The organism is Shewanella rhizosphaerae (assembly GCF_019457655.1).
Lineage (GTDB): Bacteria > Pseudomonadota > Gammaproteobacteria > Enterobacterales > Shewanellaceae > Shewanella > Shewanella loihica.
Genome location: NZ_CP080420.1, coordinates 307390 through 330404 on the forward strand (window position 1 = coordinate 307390; position 23015 = coordinate 330404).

The 23015-nt window shown below is 53.7% G+C and carries 16 protein-coding genes and 4 tRNA genes; 6 read left to right on the forward strand and 14 right to left on the reverse strand.

Going from position 1 to position 23015, the window contains the following annotated elements:
* Positions 1–36: 36 nt before the first annotated feature.
* The gene (locus K0I63_RS01505; RefSeq protein ID WP_220082296.1) at positions 37–1944 is read right to left on the reverse strand and encodes a hypothetical protein; all 1908 of its coding nucleotides are present in this window, start codon (positions 1942–1944) and stop codon (positions 37–39) included.
* A gap of 125 nt (positions 1945–2069) precedes the next feature.
* The gene (locus K0I63_RS01510) at positions 2070–3206 is read right to left on the reverse strand and encodes an MBL fold metallo-hydrolase (protein ID WP_258406919.1); all 1137 of its coding nucleotides are present in this window, start codon (positions 3204–3206) and stop codon (positions 2070–2072) included.
* A gap of 116 nt (positions 3207–3322) precedes the next feature.
* Here K0I63_RS01510 and K0I63_RS01515 point away from each other — a divergent pair, with 116 nt between their 5' ends.
* On the forward strand, positions 3323–3931 hold the full coding sequence (locus K0I63_RS01515) for a TetR/AcrR family transcriptional regulator (RefSeq protein WP_220082297.1): 609 nt from the start codon (positions 3323–3325) through the stop codon (positions 3929–3931).
* A gap of 130 nt (positions 3932–4061) precedes the next feature.
* On the opposite strand, the gene K0I63_RS01520 is transcribed toward K0I63_RS01515, so the two are convergent.
* The 5 genes from K0I63_RS01520 to ubiK all read right to left on the reverse strand — a co-directional run bounded on the left by K0I63_RS01520 (position 4062) and on the right by ubiK (position 8946).
* Positions 4062–5420 carry a sodium-dependent transporter gene (locus K0I63_RS01520; RefSeq protein WP_220082298.1) on the reverse strand — a complete coding sequence of 453 codons (1359 nt, stop codon included), beginning with the start codon at positions 5418–5420 and terminating at the stop codon, positions 4062–4064.
* Positions 5421–5658: 238 nt separating this feature from the next.
* The gene (locus K0I63_RS01525) at positions 5659–6159 is read right to left on the reverse strand and encodes an Lrp/AsnC family transcriptional regulator (protein WP_011864107.1); all 501 of its coding nucleotides are present in this window, start codon (positions 6157–6159) and stop codon (positions 5659–5661) included.
* Between the two features lie 80 nt (positions 6160–6239).
* Complete coding sequence (locus tag K0I63_RS01530) at positions 6240–7001, reverse strand: phosphatase PAP2 family protein (protein ID WP_220082299.1); 762 nt, start codon at positions 6999–7001, stop codon at positions 6240–6242.
* Between the two features lie 106 nt (positions 7002–7107).
* The gene (creD, locus tag K0I63_RS01535; protein ID WP_220082300.1) at positions 7108–8460 is read right to left on the reverse strand and encodes a cell envelope integrity protein CreD; all 1353 of its coding nucleotides are present in this window, start codon (positions 8458–8460) and stop codon (positions 7108–7110) included.
* Between the two features lie 225 nt (positions 8461–8685).
* Complete coding sequence (gene ubiK, locus K0I63_RS01540; RefSeq protein WP_011864110.1) at positions 8686–8946, reverse strand: ubiquinone biosynthesis accessory factor UbiK; 261 nt, start codon at positions 8944–8946, stop codon at positions 8686–8688.
* A gap of 240 nt (positions 8947–9186) precedes the next feature.
* Between ubiK and rep the strand changes: the two genes are divergently transcribed.
* Positions 9187–11199 carry a DNA helicase Rep gene (gene rep, locus K0I63_RS01545; RefSeq protein ID WP_144203838.1) on the forward strand — a complete coding sequence of 671 codons (2013 nt, stop codon included), beginning with the start codon at positions 9187–9189 and terminating at the stop codon, positions 11197–11199.
* Positions 11200–11228: 29 nt separating this feature from the next.
* Here the strand turns inward: rep and K0I63_RS01550 are convergent, their stop codons facing one another.
* A complete protein-coding gene (locus K0I63_RS01550; RefSeq protein WP_220082301.1) occupies positions 11229–13877 on the reverse strand; it encodes a sensor domain-containing diguanylate cyclase in 2649 nt (882 codons plus the stop codon).
* A 218-nt stretch (positions 13878–14095) separates the two neighbouring features.
* Here K0I63_RS01550 and K0I63_RS01555 point away from each other — a divergent pair.
* The 4 genes from K0I63_RS01555 (at position 14096) to K0I63_RS01570 (ending at position 14581) form a co-directional block, all read left to right on the forward strand.
* Positions 14096–14172: transfer RNA gene (locus tag K0I63_RS01555), tRNA-Arg, on the forward strand.
* A 43-nt stretch (positions 14173–14215) separates the two neighbouring features.
* Positions 14216–14291 (forward strand) — tRNA-His (locus K0I63_RS01560).
* Between the two features lie 84 nt (positions 14292–14375).
* Positions 14376–14452, forward strand: a tRNA-Pro gene (locus K0I63_RS01565).
* A gap of 52 nt (positions 14453–14504) precedes the next feature.
* A tRNA-Pro gene (locus tag K0I63_RS01570) sits at positions 14505–14581 on the forward strand.
* Positions 14582–14713: 132 nt separating this feature from the next.
* On the opposite strand, the gene K0I63_RS01575 is transcribed toward K0I63_RS01570, so the two are convergent.
* The 6 genes from K0I63_RS01575 to K0I63_RS01600 are packed head-to-tail and all read right to left on the reverse strand — an operon-like array spanning position 14714 to position 22973.
* Positions 14714–16636, reverse strand: a complete 1923-nt coding sequence (locus K0I63_RS01575) for a bifunctional diguanylate cyclase/phosphodiesterase (RefSeq protein WP_011864113.1) — start codon at positions 16634–16636, stop codon at positions 14714–14716.
* 8 nt (positions 16637–16644) lie between these two features.
* Positions 16645–17352 (reverse strand): transglutaminase-like cysteine peptidase, encoded by a 708-nt coding sequence (locus tag K0I63_RS01580; protein ID WP_011864114.1) that lies wholly within the window; start codon positions 17350–17352, stop codon positions 16645–16647.
* Between the two features lie 16 nt (positions 17353–17368).
* A complete protein-coding gene (locus tag K0I63_RS01585) occupies positions 17369–17974 on the reverse strand; it encodes an OmpA family protein (protein WP_220043971.1) in 606 nt (201 codons plus the stop codon).
* On the reverse strand, positions 17974–19386 hold the full coding sequence (locus K0I63_RS01590; RefSeq protein WP_011864116.1) for a TolC family outer membrane protein: 1413 nt from the start codon (positions 19384–19386) through the stop codon (positions 17974–17976). The genes K0I63_RS01585 and K0I63_RS01590 overlap by 1 nt, the downstream gene beginning before the upstream one ends.
* A gap of 31 nt (positions 19387–19417) precedes the next feature.
* Positions 19418–20800 carry an HlyD family type I secretion periplasmic adaptor subunit gene (locus tag K0I63_RS01595; RefSeq protein WP_220072852.1) on the reverse strand — a complete coding sequence of 461 codons (1383 nt, stop codon included), beginning with the start codon at positions 20798–20800 and terminating at the stop codon, positions 19418–19420.
* The gene (locus K0I63_RS01600; RefSeq protein WP_220072853.1) at positions 20793–22973 is read right to left on the reverse strand and encodes a type I secretion system permease/ATPase; all 2181 of its coding nucleotides are present in this window, start codon (positions 22971–22973) and stop codon (positions 20793–20795) included. Before K0I63_RS01600 ends, K0I63_RS01595 begins: the two co-directional genes overlap by 8 nt.
* Between the last annotated feature and the right edge of the window lie 42 nt (positions 22974–23015).

Here is a 23015-nt window from a genome sequence, read left to right on the forward strand (position 1 = left end):
GCCCAGTTGGGCGCCTTTTCACTGATTTACACAGGGTTAATAATATAAGCAGATTGCCGGTGGAAGTTGTGCGTTTTCCGGTGCGATTAATTGGGGGTATAGCTCGGTCATGTCAGCATAGAATTTTGTGTATTTTAACCGTAAAAGCGCCATTAACCTGATATGTGCTGGCTGAATTGGCGGTTCGAGTGACATGATAAGCGGTAAATAGGTCATGAGTTGATCCGGATTGAACCTATGATCACTCGTGTCTAACAAGAGATATAAAGGATCCCGTCCAACCACTCTTTCGGGGTAGAGAATGTGCTGTGAGATGAGATAATTAAGCAGTTGAAGATCTTCTTTTGTAATCGCGATGTCGAGCAGGCTCTTACCTGAATAATCGAGCTCGTCGATATCTATACCCTGCGCAATAACGTCGACCATTCTACTCTTGGTGGCGTCGTATAACAGCGAATAAGAGAGCCTTTCTTGATGCAGGCGACTGGTCTGTAAAGGTACAAAAAAAGTGGGGTCGTAACCTAGCAGTTGATAGAAGAAATGGCGATATTCCGCTTCATTAAGCTGCGCCTCTTCTAACACGCTTATGGCTTCGGAGATCTTATTCTCACGAGCGAACCCGTAGACCTTATCTTCCAACTCTCTATCGTGAAGGTAACTTACCCCAAGTGCTTTCGGTGCAAACTTTGAAGAACAGTCTGCCAGGATAGGATCGATTTCATTGAGGGTTTCTCTGGTGACATTTTTCCCCTCTTCAGTAAGCTTAGTGGTGAAAAAGTTGAGATCCCGAGGTTGCCACTCTTGGTCGACTCGAGCCACAATTTTCTTGCATTGGTTGCGCTCGGACTCTGAAGCAATAGTTGTTAGCTGCTCTGTGAGTTCTTTCTCGAGAGCTTGCATTAAGGCGCTTTGTTTATCGAATTTCAGGCCTTGCTTGGGGAGGATTTGGGCCAAGACTAAATCGTGAGTTTGCTGTAGGAAAGCGATTTGCTGGGCGTCGAAACTGTAAAAGTGCCTTGGGAAGAATCCTTTAACACTCTGTTCTGTGTTCGAGATGAAGTTTGCCGGGCTCCCCTGCGACTGCAGGAGTTTGATGATCTCTATCTGGTGCTTAAAGATTTCATCATCGCTGAGTTTGTTCATACGGAATCGATAATCGAGGCCTGCAAGGGCATATTCCATCGTCGTGCCAAGATAGGGATCATTAGTCAGTTGGCTACCTTTGTTTAGTAGGGCCGAGACCACTTGGTTGCGACCATGAAAGGCTGCGGTATCGATTAGATGTAAGGTTTCATCCTGTGTAATACCGTAGCCGAGCAAAGCGTTGACATCCTCTATTTGATTGAGTGCTTGTAGCAAGAGGGTCTGAGGTAAGCTCTCTTGTTTCAGTAGCCAATTTAGATCATCGATTGAAATCTCTGTGGACCCAAGTAGGGCTAGAGCCTCATCTTGTTTTAACTCAGCTATGTTTGCGAGTTGTGGCTGTGGAACAGCTTTTTCTACGCGAACGAAACTCGGCAAGTCAGGTATCAGCGCCTTTACCTGCTCGCCTAGGCTGCGATTAACCTGGCTTAGCTGAGAATTATGTTTGAGCTGTTTGGCTCGCCAGCTGGCGGCAAAGTTTTCGTTGAGAAAGTGAGCCATAGCCAGGGTAATGTCGTCTATGGAGTAGCCTTGCTCGAGTCGTTGATCCCAATCTTGCTCTCCGGCCCATTTTTGCTTGAGATCCTTGGCAGATTGAAGCGTATTACGGCAATCGGCGTAATTTAGCCCATTGAGTGCTTGCGAATGGCTTGCAGTGTCAGGCGCCACATTAGCGGATTTATCGGTAGGGGCATTGGGTGTATCGGCTGCTTGAATAGGGACAGTGAGCGAAGTGTCACGCGTCTGCCAATAGAGGATAAAGGCCACAAATAGAATGATGGCGACAAAAAATTTTTTCACTATGTTTCAATCCCTAAAACAATTTTGATGGTTAAATTTTTATTGTCGCCATTCTAGCATCTCGAATCGCAGAGGAAAAACCAGCCCTTGATGCCAAGCGAGTGGCGAGCCTCAAGGGCTGAAGATTATTCGTTTAGTGCTAAGTTGAGCTGTTCATCCCGCCACCAGGCGATGCTTTCGGGCGCGTTGTGAATATCCAGTACCTGTCCCACGATTGGCGTGATGAGCTGTGTGTTTGCATCGGCGGCCAGGGCGGCAATGCGCTCCAGCGGCTCGTACCAGCTGTGAAAGGCCAGGTCGAAGGTGCCGTTGTGGATCGGCATCATCTGACGCCCTCCCAGATCCAGGTGCGCCTGCAGGCTTTGCTCCGGGGTCATATGAATGCTGGGCCAGTCTTTGTCATAGGCGCCCGTCTCTATCATGGTGAGATCGAAGGGGCCGAACCGCTCGCCTATGGCCTTGAAGCCGTCGAAGTAGCCCGAGTCGCCGCTGAAGTACAGCTTGCTCTTGTCAGATTGAATGACATAGCTGGCCCAGAGGGTCTGGTTCTTGTCCCAAAGTCCCCGGCCGGAAAAGTGCTGGGTCGGCGTTGCCGTGATGCTGAGTTCGCCAAGTGTTACGCTCTGCCACCAATCCAGCGGTTGCACCTTATCTTTGGCGACGCCCCAGCGAAGCAGATGTTGCTCCACGCCCAGAGGGACGATGAAACGTTTCACCTTGTGGTGGAGTCGCTTGATGCTCTTTTCGTCCAGGTGATCGTAATGGTCGTGGCTGATCAACACGCCATCGATCTCGGGAAGCTGCTCGAGGGCGATTGGTGGTTGGTGGAAGCGTTTAGGGCCGATAAAGCTAAAGGGCGAGGCCCGGTCGCTAAAAACGGGATCGATCAACCAGGTTTGGCCCGCTATCTTGAGTAAGATGCTCGAGTGGCCCAGGCGGATCACGCTGTCCTGAGAGTCAGGCAGCGCGGCGATTCTATCGCGGGTCAGTGGCATCAAGGGGATTGCCTTCGAAGGACTGGCATCGACTCGCGTCTCGGTCAGGTAACGCATCAGGATGGCGCCCATGCCGCTGTTCTCGGTGAGATTGGCGGCGGTATTTTGAAAGCCGCCATCTCTATTGTGATGTGCGGCAGGCTCTCTGCTGGCAAGTTGATCACCTGAGGCCAGGGCTTGCGGCGCCGAAGAGGAGTTGATTAGGTTAGATGTCAGCATGCCGCCTCCGAGTATGATGCCAAGTGAGATTAGATATTTGCGTTTCATTGCAATCACCAAATGTAAACTAGTCAGTGTAGTTTACATAATCTTAGTTTAAAAAGTAAACTAATAAGTGTAAAATAATTGCAATTCGCCAAGGTAAACCTAATAAGTTATTTAAAATGATAGAGAAAAAATTAACTCGCTCGGAGCTGAAACGCGCGGCCATCGTCGAGGCAGCCAGTGTGGAGTTTCAAAGTAAGGGATTTAGCCTGGCGAGTATGGATGATATTGCCAAACGTGCCGATGTGTCCAAGCGCACCGTGTATAACCATTTTCCCAGCAAAGAGGCGTTGTTTAGTGCCATCATGCTCGAGATGATGGAGATGCTGTGTGCCTTCGAATCTTTACCCTTCAGCGCCGAGGAGAGTCTGGCCTCACAGTTGACCCAATTGGTGCAGCACGAGATTAAGCTGTTAAGTGCTAAGGGGTTTATCGATACGGCCAGGGTGATTATTGCCGAGGCGATCCACAAGCCGGAGCTGATTCAGGACGCCATGTCGGAGTTTAGTAAGCAGGAGTCGCCACTGGCGAACTGGTTCAATCAGGCGATCGCCGCCGGTGCGTTGAAGGCGAAGGATAGCGAGATCTTGGTGGTTCAGTTTACCGCGGTGATCAAGGCCTACTGCTTCTGGCCTCAGTTGATCCAGGGTGAGCCTCTGCCTAGCCAGGCCAAGCTCGATGAGATCACTCAAACTGTGGTCGAGATGATCATCAAGCAATATACCTAGGGCTAGCTCCTCAGCCATTGGTGGTTGCCCAAATAGAAAGCCTAGTCATATCCCAATGACTAGGCTTTTGTGTATCTGAGCTTTAGACCGACCTTTTATGCTCACCTCAGGTTGACTTACTCGCTAAGCCTCAGGCGGTCAGCAGCTGCAATATGATGGCGAGGATCAGCACTGGGCAAACATATTTCACGTACACAGGCCAGATGCGCCAGAAGAGGCCGTCGAGCTTGGCGCCTTCCTGGGCGGCGATCGCCTTGAGCAGGCTGTTTCTATGCCATACCCAGCCAGTGTACAGGGCGATACCTAAGGCGATAAAGGGCTGGGCACGCTCCGTGGTCAGGGTAATAACTAACCCGAATAGGGCATCGAAATTAAACACCATGATAGTCGCCAGCAGGGCGATGCCACCGCCCACCAGAGAGGTGGCGCTGTGACGCTGAATCTCTGTCTTCTCTACCATATAGCTGGTGGGCACCTCGACAATCGAGATGGCCGATGTCAGCCCGGCTATGGTCATCAGGATGAAGAAGACGATGGCGATCAGCTGTCCCGTGAGTCCGCCCAAGCTGTCGAACAGCGCCGGCAGTACGGTGAACACCAAGGTATCGGCATTGAGCAGGCTGCCATCGGCGGCGAAGATCTGAACGCCGTTATGCTGGGCCACATACATGGCGGGTATGATCATCAGGGCGGCGAGGAAGGCGACGCTGGTGTCGGTCAGGGTGACGTAGGCAGTTAGCTTGGCCAGGTTTTCCTGCCGATTCAGGTAGGCGCCGTAGACCATCATGGCGCCTGTACCCACGGTGAGTGAGAAGAAGGTCTGGCCCAAGGCACCGATAAGCACCTGAGGTTCCCAAATGCGGCCGAAATCTGGCACCAGCAGGGCGTTTAGCCCCTGGCTCGCACCGGGTTGAGTCAGAATATAGGCCACGCCCAATATCAAGATTGCCAACAGCAGCGGCATCAGTCGTTTGGACCAAGCCTCGATCCCCTGCTGCACCCCCTGGCGGATCACTAAGACCACCAGGAGGATAAAGATTAGGGTAAAGAGTAGATTACGCTCCAGCGAGAAGCTGGTTAACCAGAGGGCAATCTCTTGCATTCCCACTAGCCTGGCGATTGGCGCCAGGGTGAAGCTGACAAACCAGCCAGATAGGATGCTGTAGAAGGTGCAGATCAGGGTGGCGGTAATGATGGAGGCGAAACCTATGGTCTTGCCCAGGTTGCGACTCAGCTTACTGCTACCCAGCTTGGCCATGGCATCGGCAGGGTTGGTCTGGCCGTGGCGGCCAATCATGAGCTCGGCGACCAGCATGGGATAACCCAGCAGGAAGATGAGCACCAGATACACCAAGAGGAAGGCGCCGCCCCCATGGGTTGCCGCCTGAGTGGGAAATCCCCAGATGTTACCGACGCCTACGGCCGAGCCTGCCGCCGCCATGATAAAGCCTATGCGTGAGCTGAAATGCCCTAAATCTTTTGCGCTCATCTATTCCTTACCTCAGTGTTAAAGAGGGCGCATCATAGTCCTTTATTATAGTCGGTCAAGGGTGGTAAATGGCGTGATTCCAGGTTAAGCCTTTGTTGTTATCGCGTCATTCCACTATTTATTGGAAACTAATTTCGTTTTTTGGCTTTATTGGTGAAATTATTGCGATGGCCCCGTTGAGACAGGCGTCGACGCGATAGGATTGCGCGGCTGAAAAAATGAGAATTTGTGTGATTTATCAAGCTTTATCGTCTTGAGTGCCGAGTTCTGGCAGGGGAATGGCGGTGCGGCTCTTGACTTGTTTGAGCACGAAGCTTGAGCGTATGCCAGCGATATGCGGGTTGCTGGTGAGCTTCTCTAGCAGGAAGTGTTTGAAGGCATCCATGTCTCTGACCAAGACCTTGAGCTGGTAATCGGCGTCGCTGCCTGTCAGCAGGGCGCATTCGAGTACCTCGTCATAGCCGTCGATGGCCTGCTCGAACGCATCGAGTATCGCTTGGGTGTGTTTTTCCAGCCGCACCTGCACGTAGGCGGTCAGGGTTAACTGAAAGTAGGGCGCATCGACTAGGGCGGCGTAACCGGCGATGATGCCCGCCTCCTCCATCGCCTTGACCCGGCGCGAGCAGGGCGAGGGCGACAGGCCGACGCTTGCGGCCAGATCTTGGTTGGCCATGCGTCCCTGGGCTTGGAGTAACTTGAGGATCTGAATGTCGGTCTTGTCGAGTTGTAGTCTTGTCATGTCAGTCGCCGGGTAAGAGTAAACCCTTGTGGAAGTAAAATACTGTTTCAGTCAAACATTAGTCCAGTTAGGCATTAGCCTTAGCCGATGGCGCGCCATTTTTCGGTGAGCAGCAAGGCGAGTAGGGCGATAAGGCCGCCGAGCAAGGATGCTGCCAAGACATCCTGAGGCCAGTGCATGCCCAGTAACATGCGGCTAAACCCCATGGCCAGCGCCCATAAGCATAACAGAGCGGCGAATAAAATCCTTTGCGCCGCCAACAAAAAATAGCTGACGACTAGGGCGAGCGTCACCGCAAACAAAGTGTGACCCGAGGGAAACGAGTAGCCCACCTCATCTTGCCAGTGCTGGGCTATCTTGGGGGAGAGGGATAGCTTGGTCTCCTGTGGTAGCTTGATCTCCTGAGATAGCTTGGCAACCTCCTGTGCCATCAATGCCCGCCGCGTCGGCTGACTGGCCTGATAAAAGCCACTAAGCGACAGCCCTTGGTTCTCTGCCAAGAATTGCACATTGGGTCTGGGGTGGCCGAAATAAGGCTTGAGAAAGTGATTTAGCCCCAGGCTGAGCCCCATGGCGAGGCCGACGCTAAACAGCAGTGGCGCAAGTTGTTTGCGTGGCAGCAAATGATAACAGGCGAGCAGCAGGGCCAGCACGGTAAGTACGCCATAGGGCGCCGTCCCCGAGCTGGTTAAGCCAAAGAGCAGCTGCGCCGTGGCGGAGCTGAGTTCGAGCCAGGGAAACAGGCTTAGCCCGCCTAAGTAGATCGCGGCGGGGATCAGCGTTAGACCGCTCCAGAGTAGCACCACGGAAAAATAGAGATTGGAGGGTGGATTCGATCTCATAGGTGTGCTCTTAAAACTTCCTGTTTGAAAAATACGGTTATTGAAAAGCGCTAGGCTAACCCGCTTAGGCGGCGCTGGCTAGTCTGGCCAGCGCCTGAGGTGTTATTTACTCTTGCCGTGGGGTTAAAGGCGCTTCGATCTGGTGGCGAGTCAGGTACATGAGGATCAGCAGCACCATCATCAGCAGGCCAGAGCCCATCAGCAGCGCATAGTCTTCCAACTTCAGGATTGAGTAGAGCACGCTGTAGAGCGCCAGCAAGATGATGGCCATGAAGGCGCCGCGCCTGTTACTGGCGGTCACGCTGGCAATATAGGCCGAGACAGACAGTAGTGGCACAGATGCCGCCAGCAGGTAGGCATAACCGAAGCTGATATGCTCCGACAGGGAGAGCAACAGCAGATAGAAGAGCGCCATGGCGCTGGCGACCAGCAGGTACTGAATCGAGCTCAAGACCTGTTGTTGCCCAAGCTCGAAGATCAGCAGCATTATGCTGGTGAGCATGATAAACAGCAGACCATATTTGACCGCACGCTCTATCTTGCCGTAGTGGGTCACGGGTTCAAACAGGGTAGCCTGAGCCGCGATCTCCTGCAGATTGACCTCCAGGGTCTTGGTAAAGACCTGGGGATAGTTGCGGGTCAGGTGGCTCACTTCCCACTGGGCGCTGAAGCCCTGGGTGGTGATCTGTCGCTCGGTCGGTAGCAGGCCGTGAAAGCTTGGATGCGGCCAGTCCGCGGACAGGGTAACCTCAGTCTGCTGTCCTATGGGCAGCACTGTGATACCTTGAGAGCCCCTCAGGCTTATATCGAAGTTGACCGTGAGTTGCTCACTGTCGGGACTCAGGGCGATCGGCTGATGAAAGCCGCGGTCGAGCCCCCTGAGCTGCTCCAGTCTGGTGCCGGGCATGAGTCTTTGCGGCGCGGTCGCTTGCTGGTCGGCCTTGGCGGCGAATTGGTTGATCTTGTCGATGGCCTGGTTGGCGGAGATGCCAAACACCAGCCTAGCCTGGTCGGGGTGCAGGCTAACTAGATTGGGTAAGGAGTAGGCTTCGAGGCGAAACTGCGCGGAGCCTGTGACCTGAGACTGATAGACCAGAGAGCGGAAGATGCCGCGGGAGAGGAAGCTGTGTTTGAGCGAGACGGCGAGGTTGAGCTGCTCCGGCAGCACAATGAGTTCGCTGTCGTAGGTGTGCCTGGCCTTGGTCATCTTGCCCGTGTCGCTGATGCTCTCCTGCACCACCTCATAGGTATAGGGGATAACCAGTGCTGGTCCGGCAATGGTCTGCTGCTCGCCCCAGGAGCGGCCTATCTCGTTGACCACGCCGTGGTACAGATGCTGCCTGTCTGAGGTGAGGCTCTCGATGAGACCCAAGGGGATCATCGCTACGAGGGTGAGGATGGCGATGAAGATCAGTTTCTTGCTCAGTGGGCTGTTGGCCAGGGGTAACCGACTTAACATAAAAATCCCTCTCAATGACGGTCTGGGTGTATTGCGCCATTACACCACAAGTCGCGCCAAACAGGCGGGCATAGCGATGACCAATTGTGGCAAAACGGGGGCAATTGCAGATGTTGTTGTAAGAGGTGATTGGCGAGTGATAAGAAGAGAATAAAACAGCCAACAAAAAAGAGCGCCGGGCGCTCTTTTTCATGGATGGAGGTCGCTTACGCGGCTTAGTGCGATTTAAGCCTCGTCTTGCTGTCTGAGTTTGGCTTCCAGGGCATCGACCTGCGCCTGTAGGGCTTCGAGCTTCTCGCGGGTCTTCAACAGCACATGCTGCTGCACATCGAACTCTTCGCGCGAGACAAGATCTAGCTTCATCAGCTGGTTTTGCAGAACCTGTTTGCTCTTCTCTTCAAACTCACCGGCAAACTGCTTAAGCCCGCTGGGGAGGTTATCGCTTAGCTGCTTAGCTACTTCTTCGATCTTTTTGGGGTTAATCATCTTTTCTGTCCGCCATTGGCCATTTAATGCTATGCCCGAATTGTACCTAAGCCTACTGGGATGACAACTAAAAACCGGTCGCCTGACACCAGGTTGAGGGCAGGCTCACGTCGGTAGCTTATCGGTCGCATGCGCTTAAGCTTAGATGACCACCTGGATATTTTTGTCTGAGCTATGGCGAAGATTCTGGTATGATCCCTGGCCGATCTCACGAATTCTCTAGTTGGTAGCCGTTAGTCAATGAAGCTCAATCCCGGTCAAAATGATGCTGTTCACTATGTCTCTGGTCCCTGTCTGGTGCTTGCCGGCGCGGGCAGTGGTAAGACGCGTGTGATCATCAATAAAATTGCCTATCTGGTACAGAAGTGTGGTTATCAGGCGCGCAATATCGCCGCGGTGACCTTTACCAATAAGGCGGCGCGGGAGATGAAGGAGCGTGTGGCCCAGTCGATGGGACGCAAGGAGGCCAGAGGGCTGTGGATCTCGACCTTCCACACCCTGGGGCTTGAGATCATCAAGCGCGAATATAAGGTGGTCGGCCTTAAGCCCGGCTTCTCCCTGTTTGACGACCAAGATACCCTGGCGCTGCTGAAAGAGCTGACCGAGAAGGAGTTTGACGGCGATAAAGATCTGCTGCGCATGCTGATGACGGCCATCTCCAACTGGAAGGGCGACCTGATGACGCCAGACGGTGCCATCAAAACCGCCAGAGACGAGCAGTCACAGTTATTTGCCTTGCTCTACCAGCGCTATGCTCAGCATATGAAGGCCTATAATGCGCTGGATTTCGACGATCTTATCCTGCTGCCCACCCTGCTGCTGCGGCATAAGCAGGAGGTGCGTGAGCGCTGGCAGAAACGGATCCAATATCTGCTGGTGGATGAGTATCAGGATACCAACACCAGCCAGTATGAGTTGGTTAAACTGTTGGTGGGCGAGCGCGCCCGCTTTACCGTGGTAGGGGATGACGATCAATCTATCTACTCCTGGCGTGGGGCAAAGCCGCAAAACCTGGTGCTTTTGGGGAAGGACTTTCCCAATCTTAAGTTGATTAAACTCGAACAGAACTACCGCTCCAGTCAGCGGATCCTGCGGGCAGCCAACATATTGATCGCCAATAACCCCCACGTCTACGACAAATCACTGTTCAGCGAGCTGGCCTATGGTGAGCCGCTGCGGGTGCTGATCGCCGCTAACGAGGAACAGGAGGCCGAGCGTGTGGTGGCCGAGATGATCCGCCACAAGTTTGTGGGCAAGACCCAGTTTGGCGATTATGCCATCCTCTATCGGGGCAACCATCAGTCGCGCCTGCTGGAGCGTGCGCTGATGACCAACCGCATTCCCTATAAGCTCAGCGGCGGCACCTCCTTCTTCGGCCGCGCCGAGATCAAAGACATCATGGCCTATCTGCGCCTGGTGGTGAATCCCGACGACGATAACGCCTTTCTGCGGGTGGTTAACCTGCCCAAACGCGGCATCGGTCCTGCGACCCTGGAACGCCTGGGTAACTACGCCAACGAGCAGCACATCTCCATGTTCGAGGCGATATTCCAGAGCGAGCTGAACCACCATCTGCCGCCGGCGGCCATGTCGGCCCTGTATCAGTTTGGTAAGTTTATCGTCGATACCGGCGAGGCGGCGACTCGCGGCGAACCGGTTGAGGCGGTGAAACAGCTGATCCGCCACATCAACTACGAAGACTATCTGTACGAGACCAGTACCAGTGCCAAGGCCGCCGAGATGCGGATGAAGAACATCTCCGAACTCTATCGCTGGGTGACCGAGATGCTCGAGGGCGATGAGCTGGATGAAGGGATGACGTTGCCGGAAGTGGTGACCCGTCTAACCCTGAGAGACATGATGGAGCGCAACAGTGAAGACGAGGCCGGTGATCAGGTTCAGCTCATGACGCTGCACGCCTCTAAGGGGCTTGAGTTCCCCTATGTCTTCATGGTGGGAGTGGAGGAGCGCATCTTGCCGCACCAGACCAGCATAGATGAAGACAACGTTGAGGAGGAGCGCCGTCTGGCCTATGTGGGGATCACCCGGGCACAGAGGGAGCTGTGGTTCATGATCTGCCGTGAGCGGCGCCAGTTTGGCGAGGTGATGCGCTGTGAGCCCAGCCGCTTCCTGATGGAGCTGCCCCAGGACGATCTTATCTGGGAAAACCGTAAGCCGCCTCAGTCTGAGCAGCAAAGAGTGCAGTCGGGCCGGGCCAACATTGCCAACATACGGGATATGCTGAAGAAGTAAATTGCTAAGGCGGCGCTCACCTATGGTGATTAGGCGGAGATGCAGCCGCTCGGGCGCTTTCTGGGCTCGGGCAGCTTGCTGGGATCGATAGACTCACCCAGGGCCTGGCCCTGACCCTGATCGAAGCCTAGGCTAACCAGCTGCTGCCTATGCAGATCCGTCTTAACCCCTTCCACAAATAGCGTCAGCTCGAGCGCCGAGGCGGTCAGCTGATGTGCCTTAAGCAGGCGTTTCTGCTGCGGATTATTCAGATGACTGATATAGCTAGGGTCTAGCTTCAGGCCACTCAAGGGCAGGAAGCTTAGGCTGCTCAGTGCCGTGTGGGCGCTACCGTAGGCGCACAGGCCTAAGTTGATGGCCTGTTTAGCCAAGAGGTCGAAGGCCTGAATATGGCTGTCGCTGTCGGCGACAAAGGCCTTCTCGTTGAAGAATACCCAGATATCGGCAGCTTTATAGTAGCTTTGCTTGATGCGATTCTTCAGCTTGCGCACCGCATGCTTGTGTTTGAGGTGCTGACTGGCGAGTTTGATGTGCAGCTGCACCTTGCCGTCGACCTGCTGCATCACCTTGTCAAAGTCGCTGTTGAGCTGATCGAAGAGATAGAGATCCAGCTCCTTGGTCAGGTTGCAGTGCTCGGCGATATTGCTGAGCTGATCCTGTTTGATCTTGCCCAGCTGTTCATGCTGCCAGTAGAGTCTTGGCTCCAGGGCGAGAACCTCCTGGGTCGCCAATGCCATCACGGGGAAATACTGCAGCGCCAACTCTTGTTTGGCGATCGCCTCTCTGAGCTCTATCTCCAGGGTGATGTCATGGCTCTGCTGATGGCTGGTGTTGTGATCGAAGATGACGAAGCAGCCCTTGCCGTTGGACTTAGCCTGATACATGGCGGCGTCGGCGTCCTTCAACAGCGACTCGCTGGTGTCGCCGCTGCTGTGGCCGCTGAAGGCGATGCCGATACTGGCCCCCGAGGTGAAGCTTTGATTCGATAGCTGATAGGGCTCGCTCAGCTCGCCTAAGATGCGCTCGGCCACCTCGATGGCGTCGCTATTGGTGTTGATGCTGTCTAGCAGGATCACAAACTCATCGCCGCCGATACGCCCTAAGGTGTCGTTGCTCCTGATGCAGAGGTTGAGGCGACGGGCGGTTTCGATCAGGAAGCGATCACCCTGCAGATGGCCTAGGGTATCGTTGATCAGCTTAAAGCGGTCGAGGTCGATAAACAGCAGGGCAAACCTGTCTCTGGCGTGGCGCCTGACATGCTTGACCGCCTGGGCCAGGCGCTCCATGAACATGGCTCGATTGGGCAGGCCGGTCAGTGTGTCGTGGCTGGCATCGTGCACCAGCTGCTGTTCGACCTTACGGCGCTGGGCGATCTCCTTCTCGAGATCCTGGTTGAGCATCGCCAGGGCACGGGTGCGTTGGGCAACTTTCTCCTCCAGCTGTTCATAGCTCTGTTTCAGGGACTCCGCCGACAGCTTACGCTCGATCGCCGCGGCGATATGCTGCGAGACGAAGGTGAGCAGATCCAGATCTTTCTCCTGATAGGTCTGCGACGGGGTGAAGCTGTAGATGGTGAGCGCGCCCTTGACTATGCCTTGGATAAACAGGGGCACGCCTATCCACTGATGTATGGTCTCGGCGTAGTTGAGCTGCGGTGCCTTTGCGTAGAGCTGCTGCGCCTTGATCAGCGCCTTGATGTCGCTGCCATCGAGCAGCAAAGGGCGCTTATGCTTGAGAATAAACTCTGTCAGACCATCGGCCAGAGGGCGCCTTTGCGGCGCGCCTACGTTGAGCTGAGAGACATAAAAGGGAAAATGCAGCTCACGGCCATTGTCTTCCAGCAGGGCGATATAACAGTTGTTGGCCGGTAGCAGGTGGCTGATCACCCTGTGTAGCTCGCGGTAGAAGCTCTGGTGGTCTATGGTCGCATTGGATAGCTCGGCGATTTCAAACAGCGACTTCTGCAGGTTTTCCGCCCGTCGCCGTTCGGTGACCTCCTGCTTGAGCTTATCGTAGGCGACGCTCAGCTCCTTGGTTCTGTGCTCAATTGCGGCCTCGAGATTGTGTTGGTACTGTACCCGCTCGATAACGCCCGAGATATGTTGGCTGATGAAGGTCATCAGCTCGACCTCTATCTCGCCATAGGTGATATTGGCATCGTAGCTCTGGACGGCGATCACCCCTATGGTCTGATCGCTGCTGAAAATCGGGACCCCTAGCCACTGGTGGCAGCTGGAGCCCCGACTGACGATCTCGCCGCTGGCGAGCAGCTGCTCAAACTTGTCGTCATCACACAGCAGGGGTTGCTGACTGCGCAGCACATAGCCGGTGAGGCCGCTGTTGAGCGTGGTAGACAACTCTTCGCTGGGGTAAAGCTGGCTTGGGTGCTGGTCCTTCTCATCGACGAAGAAAGGCACGCCTAATTTGTTGGTTTCTCTGTTGAGGATGGCGATGAAGAAGTTGTCTGCGGGGAGCAGGCGATTGAGATTGGTCTGGATACCAGCATAGAAGTCTTCGGCGCGCTCGACTCGAGCGGCAAGATTGGAGATATCCAATAGCGTATTTTGGACGATCTCAGAACGCTTGTACTTCCGAGCCAGGCTCTTTAAGCGAGATATCCTTTTATATAAACGCCCAACTTCACGGGGTGAATGTTGGTCTGTTTTATCCCTAAACATGGTTCCGCCAATCACAAGTAGTTATATTTTTTCGCTAGGATTTGGGGTAATGGTTATTGATAGCATAAAAAAGCAGCACCACCAAGTCATTATTTTGACGTTGTCAGCTTAATATCACCTTAAATATGCTAAAACTTGAGCAAACGCGTAAAAAAATACGTGTTTGCTATAGACGCGCAGTAAAATAATCCATACTATATGCGGCGCTAACAAGGCAGGCACCCATAGCTCAGCTGGATAGAGCGCACCCCTCCGGAGGGTGAGGCCGAGGGTTCGAATCCTTCTGGGTGCACCAGTTGGATGAGGGTCAAGTTAGCGTTAAGAAGTCAATATCAGTGGTGATTGTAGCTCAGTTGGTAGAGCCCCGGATTGTGATTCCGGTTGTCGTGGGTTCAAGTCCCATCAGTCACCCCACTTCTTCTTGCAATAGACTTCACGAGTCATTCTTTTCCTTGATATAGTGAAGCGAGGCGGCACCTCGTAAAATATCCCTTGTTTCGGTGATTAGCGCAGTCCGGTAGCGCATCTGGTTTGGGACCAGAGGGTCAGAGGTTCGAATCCTCTATCACCGACCAGTTTCCAAGTGAGTGATGTATCAAGCATCGCTGGCTGATAAAAAAAGATTTTCGGTGATTAGCGCAGTCCGGTAGCGCATCTGGTTTGGGACCAGAGGGTCAGAGGTTCGAATCCTCTATCACCGACCAATCCTAGATAAGCCCCTCGAGTCATCGAGGGGCTTTTTCTTTGCCCGTTTGTTATTTCCTAACGTTTGTCTTTACCGAATAAGACGCGCCATCAAGGTAAAAAAAAGCTGCCCACGTGGGCAGCTTTGTCGTTTATAGCTCGACGCGGGTGGGTGGGTAGATATAACCCATGTAGGCGTTGGCCTTGAGCGGCTCGAAGCGTGCCAGTTGCGGCTGCTCCTGAATGCCGGTGACGATAATCTGGATATCCAGGCCTCTGGCGACGTTTACTAGGGCGCGGCACAGCTCGCTGTTGTGCTCGTTCTCGTCATAGTAGGCGAAGGACTGATCCAGCTTGACGTAGCTAGGTCTTAGATTTTGCAGATAAGACATAGAGCCAAACTGACGACCGAAGTGGTCGATACCGAAGTGAGCACCATTGTCGCGAATGATGTTGCATAGCGCCTGGCAGGCATCGGGATCGCTATAGACGCCGGCTTCAGGGATGTCGAACACGATTCGCTGGGCGAGCGGCGTATTGCGCAGGAACTTGTTGAGCCACTGGTGGAAGGTCGTATCGCTCAGACTGTTGAAGGTCAGGTTGATGGCGATAGGCTCGTAATTCCGCTCAAGCAGGCCGTTATCCACTATGGTCTCGATCAGGCATCTGTCCAGCATAGAGCCCAGTGAGAGCAGCTCCACATAGGGCATAAACTGGCCTGCGTGGATCTCTTTATCGCCAATGGTGAGCTGACAGTAGAGCTCGCGCTGCACCACCTCATCCTTATTGGTGTGATAGACAGGCTGCCATTTGAACTGGAACTGCTTGCTGCTGATGGCGGCACTCAAATGCTCTCGCCACTGCTCACGGGTGTAGAGCTGCTTCTCGTTGCTCTCGAACCAGTGGAACACCTTGTTGTCGGCGATCGCCTTCTGCAATGCATTATCTGTCTGCGCCAGGATGTCCGATACCGTCATGTTGTCGGTGCGCTGGGCGATACCTATGGCAAACTGCTCGTTAGGCTTACAGCCCGCCTTAGAGATCTCCTGATTCACGGTTCTGATCAGGGTATGCAGATACTTGCTGCTCTGCTCCTGTTCGGCGCTGGTGATCAGGAAGGCAAATTCGTAGGCGGCGATACGGGCGATGACAGACGGAGCGATCTCGTCCAGTTGCTCCTGCATCTTCTCGGACAGCAGGCGTATGGTCTCATCACGTACCTGATAACCATACTTGCTGTGTACCTCTTCGAGCCAGTCGAATTTGGCCATCATCAGCGAGCCATTGTTGGGTTCGCTTAACCAGCTGTTGAGGCGGCCCATCATATACTGTCTATTCGGCAGCTTAGAGACCTGATCCACCAGGTTCTTTTTGCGCAGCTCAGTCACCTCTTCGTCTAGTGAGCTGAAGATCTGCTTGAGCTGATGAGACATGCTGTTAAAGGCCTCGACCACTGACTTGAGCTCCGAGGTCTTAGGGATCGCCATGTCAGGGCCAAACTTGCGCTGGGCGATCTCGGCCGCGTGCTCGGCTATTTCATGCAGTGGTCTCAGGATCCAGGTTAGCCCGAAGCGTGCCAGCATGATGGCGAGTAAAAACAGGATAGAGATGACTATGATGGCGTTGGTTAGCGTGCGCCATAGCTCGTTGTAACCAAAGCCTGGGTGGGCGGTGATCTCCAGGTTGGCTAACTGGATCCAACCCGAGGTGATGGTACTTTCGCGTTTAATGGTTTCGAAGAATCCCAGGTCGATAAACCATTGGGGAACGCCCTCGATCTTAACGTCGTTTTCCCACACCTGTTGTTTGCCGTCGACCAGCCAGGTGAGCTTCACCTGTTGGTAATAGCCGCCTTCGAAGATGACGTTGATCAGCGTCTCGGCGCCGACAATGTCACCCGCTTCCAGATCGGGAACCAGCATGATCCCCAGGCTGTGGCTGGTGTTATTGAGATCGGACTCCATCTGCTTGGTCAGAAAGCTTTGGGTCTCGGTAAATTGGACATAAGCCAGGCTGATGACAACGACCAAGAACAGGCCAAAAAGCAGTGAGTATATCTGTCGAAACAGTGTCATTGTTTTCGCTACTCCAATCTTAACTTAGGCATTTTGAGTCGCTCAACACCTAATCTATTTTTGAGATCATTCCATTTTTCAAGGCGTTCCGATGAGCCTGCCAGCACACCGCGACCTTTTTCTTTGTTTAGCCACAACTGACGACCGTTAAAGCTGTATACGGGGATCAGATCTTGTCTCTGGGTGGCTGGTTTAATCTGTCTGTCCAGGTTATCCAATACCAAGGGGATGGAGCCGGGCGTGTCATAGTAGGCCAACACCATATGGTACTGATTGACGGAGGTGGCCTTAACCATAGTGATCCGCAGCTTGTCATCGGGCACCCCCAGCTGCAGCAGGGTGAAATATTTGGCGATGGAGAAATCTTCACAATCGCCACCATTTACCCCGATAAACTCCATCGGTGTGGCCCAGTAGTTACTGACGCCCCACAACTTGATGTCGTCGACAAACCTAAACAGATTGAAAAAGTTATTTACCTTGGTGATCTTCTCTTGTTCACTCAGGCCCTGCGATTCATCCAGTACCTTAAACCAGGCGGCGACGCGCATACCTGCGCGTTCACCGTATCGGGCTTCTAGGGTGGACTTAATGTAGTTGGCGTCGAGTGTTTGCGTCGGAGAAGCGTATAGGCAAGAAAACCCCAGGGCCGTTGCCACAACGCAAAGTTGGCAGACCCTTTGAAAGCGTTTTTGCCTGCCAATTTTGGCTTTCATCTTCTCCGACTATTTTTTATTTTACTTGTTCATCAACTGTGTAGATGGTCCACTTCATATCGGCCTTGGTATCTTCACCCGTCACCTCTGCGATCACGCGGCGGTTACGTGTGTGTGCCATCTTGGTATGAGTTGGATCTACCGGTCTGTCGTAGCTGTAGCCTATGGCGGTCAGACGATCGCTGGCGATACCGAATCGCTCTGACAACAGCGAGGTCACGGCGTCGGCGCGGTTTTGCGACAGCGTTAGGTTGTGCTCATAACTACCCGTCTTACTACAGTGACCTTCGATGGTCACCTTAGTGTTTGGGTACTGTCTCATGAAAGTCGCAACCACTTCTACCTGATCATAGTACTGAGGATCAATGTAGTAAGAGTCGTTGGCAAACAATATCTTAAGTTCTTGACGCTCATTGATAGGCTTAATCTTACCACAGCCGTAGTTGTCTATGGTGGCACCTAGCACTGTGTCGTTACAGCGTTCACGGGCGACGATGACGCCATCTTTATCTTTGTCGTTAAGATCGAATACCTGATTGGTCGGGGTATCCATGGTTACTATGTCACGCGAAGCGCAGCCGCCCAGTAAGGCGACGCTTAGAATAATCAGTAAGGCTTTCATTATTTTACTCCCCCTTCGTATTCGCGCTCACCCTTCCAAACCTCTGGGCGAGTCACACGAAGCGATTCCAGTAGTCTACCCGTAGCGTTAAGGATGCGATATTCGGAGATGATCTCGTCGTATTCGGCATCTAGGTAATCCTTACGCGCTTCAAACAGTTCGTTTTCGGTATCCAGCAAATCCAATAAGGTGCGCTGGCCCAGGTTGAACTGTTGGCTATAGGCGACTTGCGTATCCTTGGCGGCGATGACGTGATCGCGGATATACAGCTTCTGCGGCTCAAGCATCTCGTAGGCGTTCCAGGCCAGGTTGACCCCTTCGACGACCTGACGGTAGGCACGTTGGCGAATCTCTTTCGCCTCGCCGATCTTGTAGGCCGCTTCCTTCTCGCGGGCTAAATCTTTACCACCGGCGAACAGGTTGTACTTCACTCGTACCATGGCGATAAGATCATTGTTATGACCGCCGACATTTTGTGAGGCAAAGGCAGAGTATCCGTCTTCACCGTCAAGGTTATCGTTCCAGTTACCACCCAGCTCTAACGACAGCTTAGGATAGTAGTTGGACTGGGCAGATGAACGCTCGTTCTCTGCGGCCGAGATATCACTCGCGGCCGATTTCAGAATAGGATGGTTTTCCTGGGCAACCTTGAGACCGTCGGTGAGGTTGGTCGGCAGCATATCGTCATCGGGGACCGGGACGATCAGGTTTTCCGGCTCTTTCTCGACGATACGGATAAACTGCGCCTTGGCATCGAAGAAGTTATTCTTTGCCGCGATCACGTTGGCGTTGGCACGTGCCAGACGACCAGTGATCTGAGACAGGTCGGCGACTGAGCCCAGGCCTGAATCGGTACGCTGCTTAATCTGATCGTAGATGTCTTTGTGACTCTGCAAGTTTTTCTCTGCCAAAGTCAGCACTTGCTCACTGCGGATATAGTTAACGTAGACCTTGGCCACATCTAGCGCGATATCTTCGGCCGCGGCAAACAGGGCCCATTGGTCGGCGCTGGCTTCGAAGCTGAAGCGATCCACTTCGCTCGAGGTGTAGAAACCGTCGAATAGCATCTGCTTGATGCTAAAACCGACTTCACCACGCATCAATTCGATGACGCCATCCTTGTCAACATCGCCCTGGCCTGCACGGCGTCGGGTAGATGGACTGTTTGTCTGTTCCCAGCCATAGCCACCACTGATATCAACAGTAGGCATGTAACCGGCGATTGCCTGATTGACTTGCTCTTCACGCGCCTTGAAGCGATTAAATGCGATGCGAATATCTGGATTGGTATCCAGCGTATGGGCCACAGCCTGTTCTAGCGTTTGGCTAGAGGCTGCCCCCGGGATCAACATCGCACTAATGGCGAGTGCCATGGCACTGCGCTTTAGTTGATGCATGGTTTGCTTACTCATTTGGTTAACCCCCCTGGTTATTGTTGTGAACTTAACGTTCACGCAGAGCAGTGTCTCTTGCTCTCAAAATTGGATTAAGTATGTACTCCAGAACGGATCTTTGCCCAGTGATGACATCTACCGTGGTTAACATGCCAGGTATGATGGGCATCAGGGTGCCGTCGTCTTTCGTCAAACTTGATAGTTCAGTTCTAACCCTTACAAGATAGAAACTGTTTCCCTCTTCGTCCTGTGTTGTATCGGCACTGATGTGCTCCACAACGCCATTGAGGCCACCGTAACGCGTGAAATCGTAGGCGGTAACTTTGACAACGGCGGGTAAGCCAGGATGTAAAAATGCGATATCTTTCGGAATGATCTTGGTTTCGATCAGCAGCTGATCTTCCGATGGCACTATCTCTATGATGTCGATGCCAGGCTGTACAACACCACCTAAGGTGTTGATATGAACTGTCTTAATGGTGCCATTTACCGGCGACACTATCTCGGCCTTGCTCACCTTATCGCGCGCGCCCACCTGGGCCTCGTTGATGCGCGACAGACGTGTCTGCATCTCGTTGAGCTGGGTGCGGGCCTCGGCGGCGTAGACGAACACGGCCTCGCGGCGCTTCAGGATGGCTTCATCCTGTGATGCCTTGAGCTTAGGCCTGAGTAGCCTGAGAGAACTCAGCTCGCCGCGAATGTCGTTGACGTTACGTTCAAGTTTAAGCAGCTCAACCTCGGGCACAATCCCCTTGTCTGCCAGCGGGCGGGTCAACTCGAGTTCGCGGGTCACCAGCTGGAAGCTGGTTGTCAGGGTGTTGATCTTAGAGGCCAGCTCTTCGGTTTCCTGCTGTTTCTGCTGAATTTGGCGCGCCAGGATCTCCAGCTGGTTGCTCAGGTTGTCCAGTCTGCCCGAGTATTCGTCGCGCTGACGCTCTATCAGGTCGTGTTCGCTTTCGATCAGCTCAGGCGGGAACTGTAGCGGCTGCTTGGCGATCTTCACCTGTTCGCGCCAGTCGGCGGCGACATCTGAGATGGTGATGCTGTTGAGCTCGGCGCGCAGACGAATAACGTTGGCCTGCAGGCTGTAGACCTCCTGCTCCTGCTGAGCGAAGTCTGAGCGGAAACGGGTGTCATCTATGCGCACTAAGGGTTGGCCCTTGGTGACCGTCATGCCTTCGCGGACATAGAGCTCTTTCATGATGCCGCCATCCAGACTCTGAATCACCTGCACCTGAGACGAGGGGATCACCTTACCTGTACCTGTGGTCACCCGGTCGAGTTCGGCAAAGTAGGCCCACACCAGGAAGCTGAAGGCGAGGGCGGCCAAGGCCCAGATGATCAGCCTGTGACTGGTGGGCGCATCTGTCATCATGGCGCCATAGACGTCATCGACCATCTCGAGGTCTTGAGTAGTTAAGTGCTTACTCACTCTTCGGCCCTCCAGATAACAGCCCCTTGGCGAGCTGGTTGAGTACCTGCTCCTTCGGACCGTCGGCCACCAGATGGCCACGATCTAATACCAGGATGCGGTCCACCAAGTTGAGCAGGTGCATCTTATGGGTGATCAGCAGCAGGGTTCGCTCCTTAGAGACATTTCTCATGGCGCGGATAAATTGCTTCTCGGCGCGGGCATCCAGGCTGGCGGTCGGCTCATCCATCAGGAGTACCGGTGGGTCATTCAAGGTGGCCCGCGCCAGCGCGATGGTTTGGCGTTGACCACGGGAGAGGGATTGTCCACCCTCGCCAACCTGTTGATCTAAGCCTTCGGTCTCGATATCGGTAAACTGGTTGACGCCAGAGAGCTGCACCGCACGGATCAGCTGATGCTCGGTGACCTGACGGGTACCGAACAATATGTTATCGCGAATCGTGCCGTGGAACAGTGTGATGTCCTGTGGCAGGTAACCGAAGTTTCTACGCAGATCCGTCGGATGGATCTGTGCCGAATCCAGTCCGTCATAGCGCAGGCTACCCTTGGTCGGTTGATATAGGCCTACCAACAGCTTGGCCAGGGTACTCTTGCCCGAACCGTTGCGTCCTATGATGGCGATGCGCTCACCCGGGGCGATCGACAGCGACATGGGGTGCAGCACGGGTCGCTCAGAGCCTGGGTAATTAAAGCTGACGTGGTCGGCGTTGATCTGCCCTTTAAGGCGATGTTTGCTGACCAGATGGCCTTTATTTTCAAACTCATCCTCTTGGGTCATGATCTGATCAAGCTGTCTTAGGGCGCTGGCGGTATGGTTGCCTCGGGTCATCAAGCCTGCCAACTGCGCCATGGGTGAGATGGCGCGGCTCGACAGGATAACCGCGGCGATAATGCCGCCCATAGAGATGTCGTTATCGGCGACGCGATAGACCCCTAAGATCACTACGCAGACCACAGAAAGCTGTACGGTGAAATTGGCCACGTTGGTGACCGAGGTGGAGATCTTCTTCACCTTCAGCTGCCAGTTGGCGGTATGACCTATCATCTGCTGCCAGCTCTTCTGCACTAAGCCTTCGGCGCCACTGGATTTTATTGATTCGATGGAGGCCAGGGACTCGATAAGATGACCGTGTTTCAGGCTGGAGAACTTGTTGCTCTCTTCGATGGCCGCCTTAAGCCTGGGCTGCATTAGTAGGGTATAGCCGATAATGATACAGCCGCCGATCACAGGAATGATGGCCAGGTCGCCGGCGACGATATAGATGATCAACATGAAAAACAGCGCGAACGGCAGATCGACCAGGGTGGTGATGGTCGCCGAGGTTAAGATCTCGCGTATGCTGTCGAACTCGCCCAGTTGCCGCGCCATGCCGCCTATGCTGGGGGAACGTTTCTCTAGCGGTATGCCGATAGCCTTAGCGAATAGCCGCGATGACACTATGATATCGACCTTCTTGCCGGCGACGTCGATCAGGTAGGCCCTGAGTTGCCGCATGACTAAGTCGAAGATATAGGCGATGCCGGCACCAATGGCTAGCACCCATAGGGACTCGAAGGCGAGGTTAGGCACCACCTTGTCATACACGTTCATGATAAACAGGGGGGACACCAGGGCGAAAAGGTTAACCAGCACTGAGGCGATGAGGGCGTCGCGGTAAATAGGCGCCGAATCTTTCAGGGTCTGAATAAGCCAGTGAGTGCGACTGTCGTGTAGATGCAGATCTAAGCCCATGTCGCCACGGTATTGCTGCTTGACGAGGAACAGATAGCCGACATACATGGCCTCGAGCGCCTCTATGCTGAGCTCTTCCTCACCACCGGTTTCCGGTAGCTGAATGACGGCCCTGTCTTTGTCAATGTCGATCTCTCTTAATAGACAGGCATTCTTATCTTTGAGGAGCAAGATACAAGGCAGAAGAATAGGCGAGATCTGATCCAGTCCCTTACGGGTGAGCTTGGCTGCTAAACCGGCTCGACCGGCAGCCTGAGGCACAAGTTCTGGTGTCAAAATGCTCCCCGACAGCGGTAGGCCAGCGGCTAATGACTCGCTGGAGCAGGGGCTGCCGAAGTATTCTGTCAATAACACTAAACTGTCTAACAAGGGATCGACAGTCACTCTTTGGGAGGCTGAAACTGTCCATTGTTCAGTTTTGGGAGACGCTGAAGCTTGCACCTTAAAAGCTTATCCTTAAGATTTTATTATAAAATTATCGTA

Coding starts and splice junctions, on each gene's coding strand:
- K0I63_RS01580 (WP_011864114.1), bottom strand. CDS start 17,352: ATGAAAGCCAAAATTGGCAGGCAAAAACGCTTTCAAAGGGTCTGCCAA.
- K0I63_RS01550 (WP_220082301.1), bottom strand. CDS start 13,877: ATGTTTAGGGATAAAACAGACCAACATTCACCCCGTGAAGTTGGGCGT.
- K0I63_RS01520 (WP_220082298.1), bottom strand. CDS start 5,420: ATGAGCGCAAAAGATTTAGGGCATTTCAGCTCACGCATAGGCTTTATC.
- K0I63_RS01575 (WP_011864113.1), bottom strand. CDS start 16,636: ATGACACTGTTTCGACAGATATACTCACTGCTTTTTGGCCTGTTCTTG.
- K0I63_RS01590 (WP_011864116.1), bottom strand. CDS start 19,386: ATGAGTAAGCAAACCATGCATCAACTAAAGCGCAGTGCCATGGCACTC.
- creD (WP_220082300.1), bottom strand. CDS start 8,460: ATGTTAAGTCGGTTACCCCTGGCCAACAGCCCACTGAGCAAGAAACTG.
- K0I63_RS01525 (WP_011864107.1), bottom strand. CDS start 6,159: ATGACAAGACTACAACTCGACAAGACCGACATTCAGATCCTCAAGTTA.
- rep (WP_144203838.1), top strand. CDS start 9,187: ATGAAGCTCAATCCCGGTCAAAATGATGCTGTTCACTATGTCTCTGGT.
- K0I63_RS01510 (WP_258406919.1), bottom strand. CDS start 3,206: ATGAAACGCAAATATCTAATCTCACTTGGCATCATACTCGGAGGCGGC.
- ubiK (WP_011864110.1), bottom strand. CDS start 8,946: ATGATTAACCCCAAAAAGATCGAAGAAGTAGCTAAGCAGCTAAGCGAT.
- K0I63_RS01530 (WP_220082299.1), bottom strand. CDS start 7,001: ATGAGATCGAATCCACCCTCCAATCTCTATTTTTCCGTGGTGCTACTC.
- K0I63_RS01585 (WP_220043971.1), bottom strand. CDS start 17,974: ATGAAAGCCTTACTGATTATTCTAAGCGTCGCCTTACTGGGCGGCTGC.
- K0I63_RS01515 (WP_220082297.1), top strand. CDS start 3,323: ATGATAGAGAAAAAATTAACTCGCTCGGAGCTGAAACGCGCGGCCATC.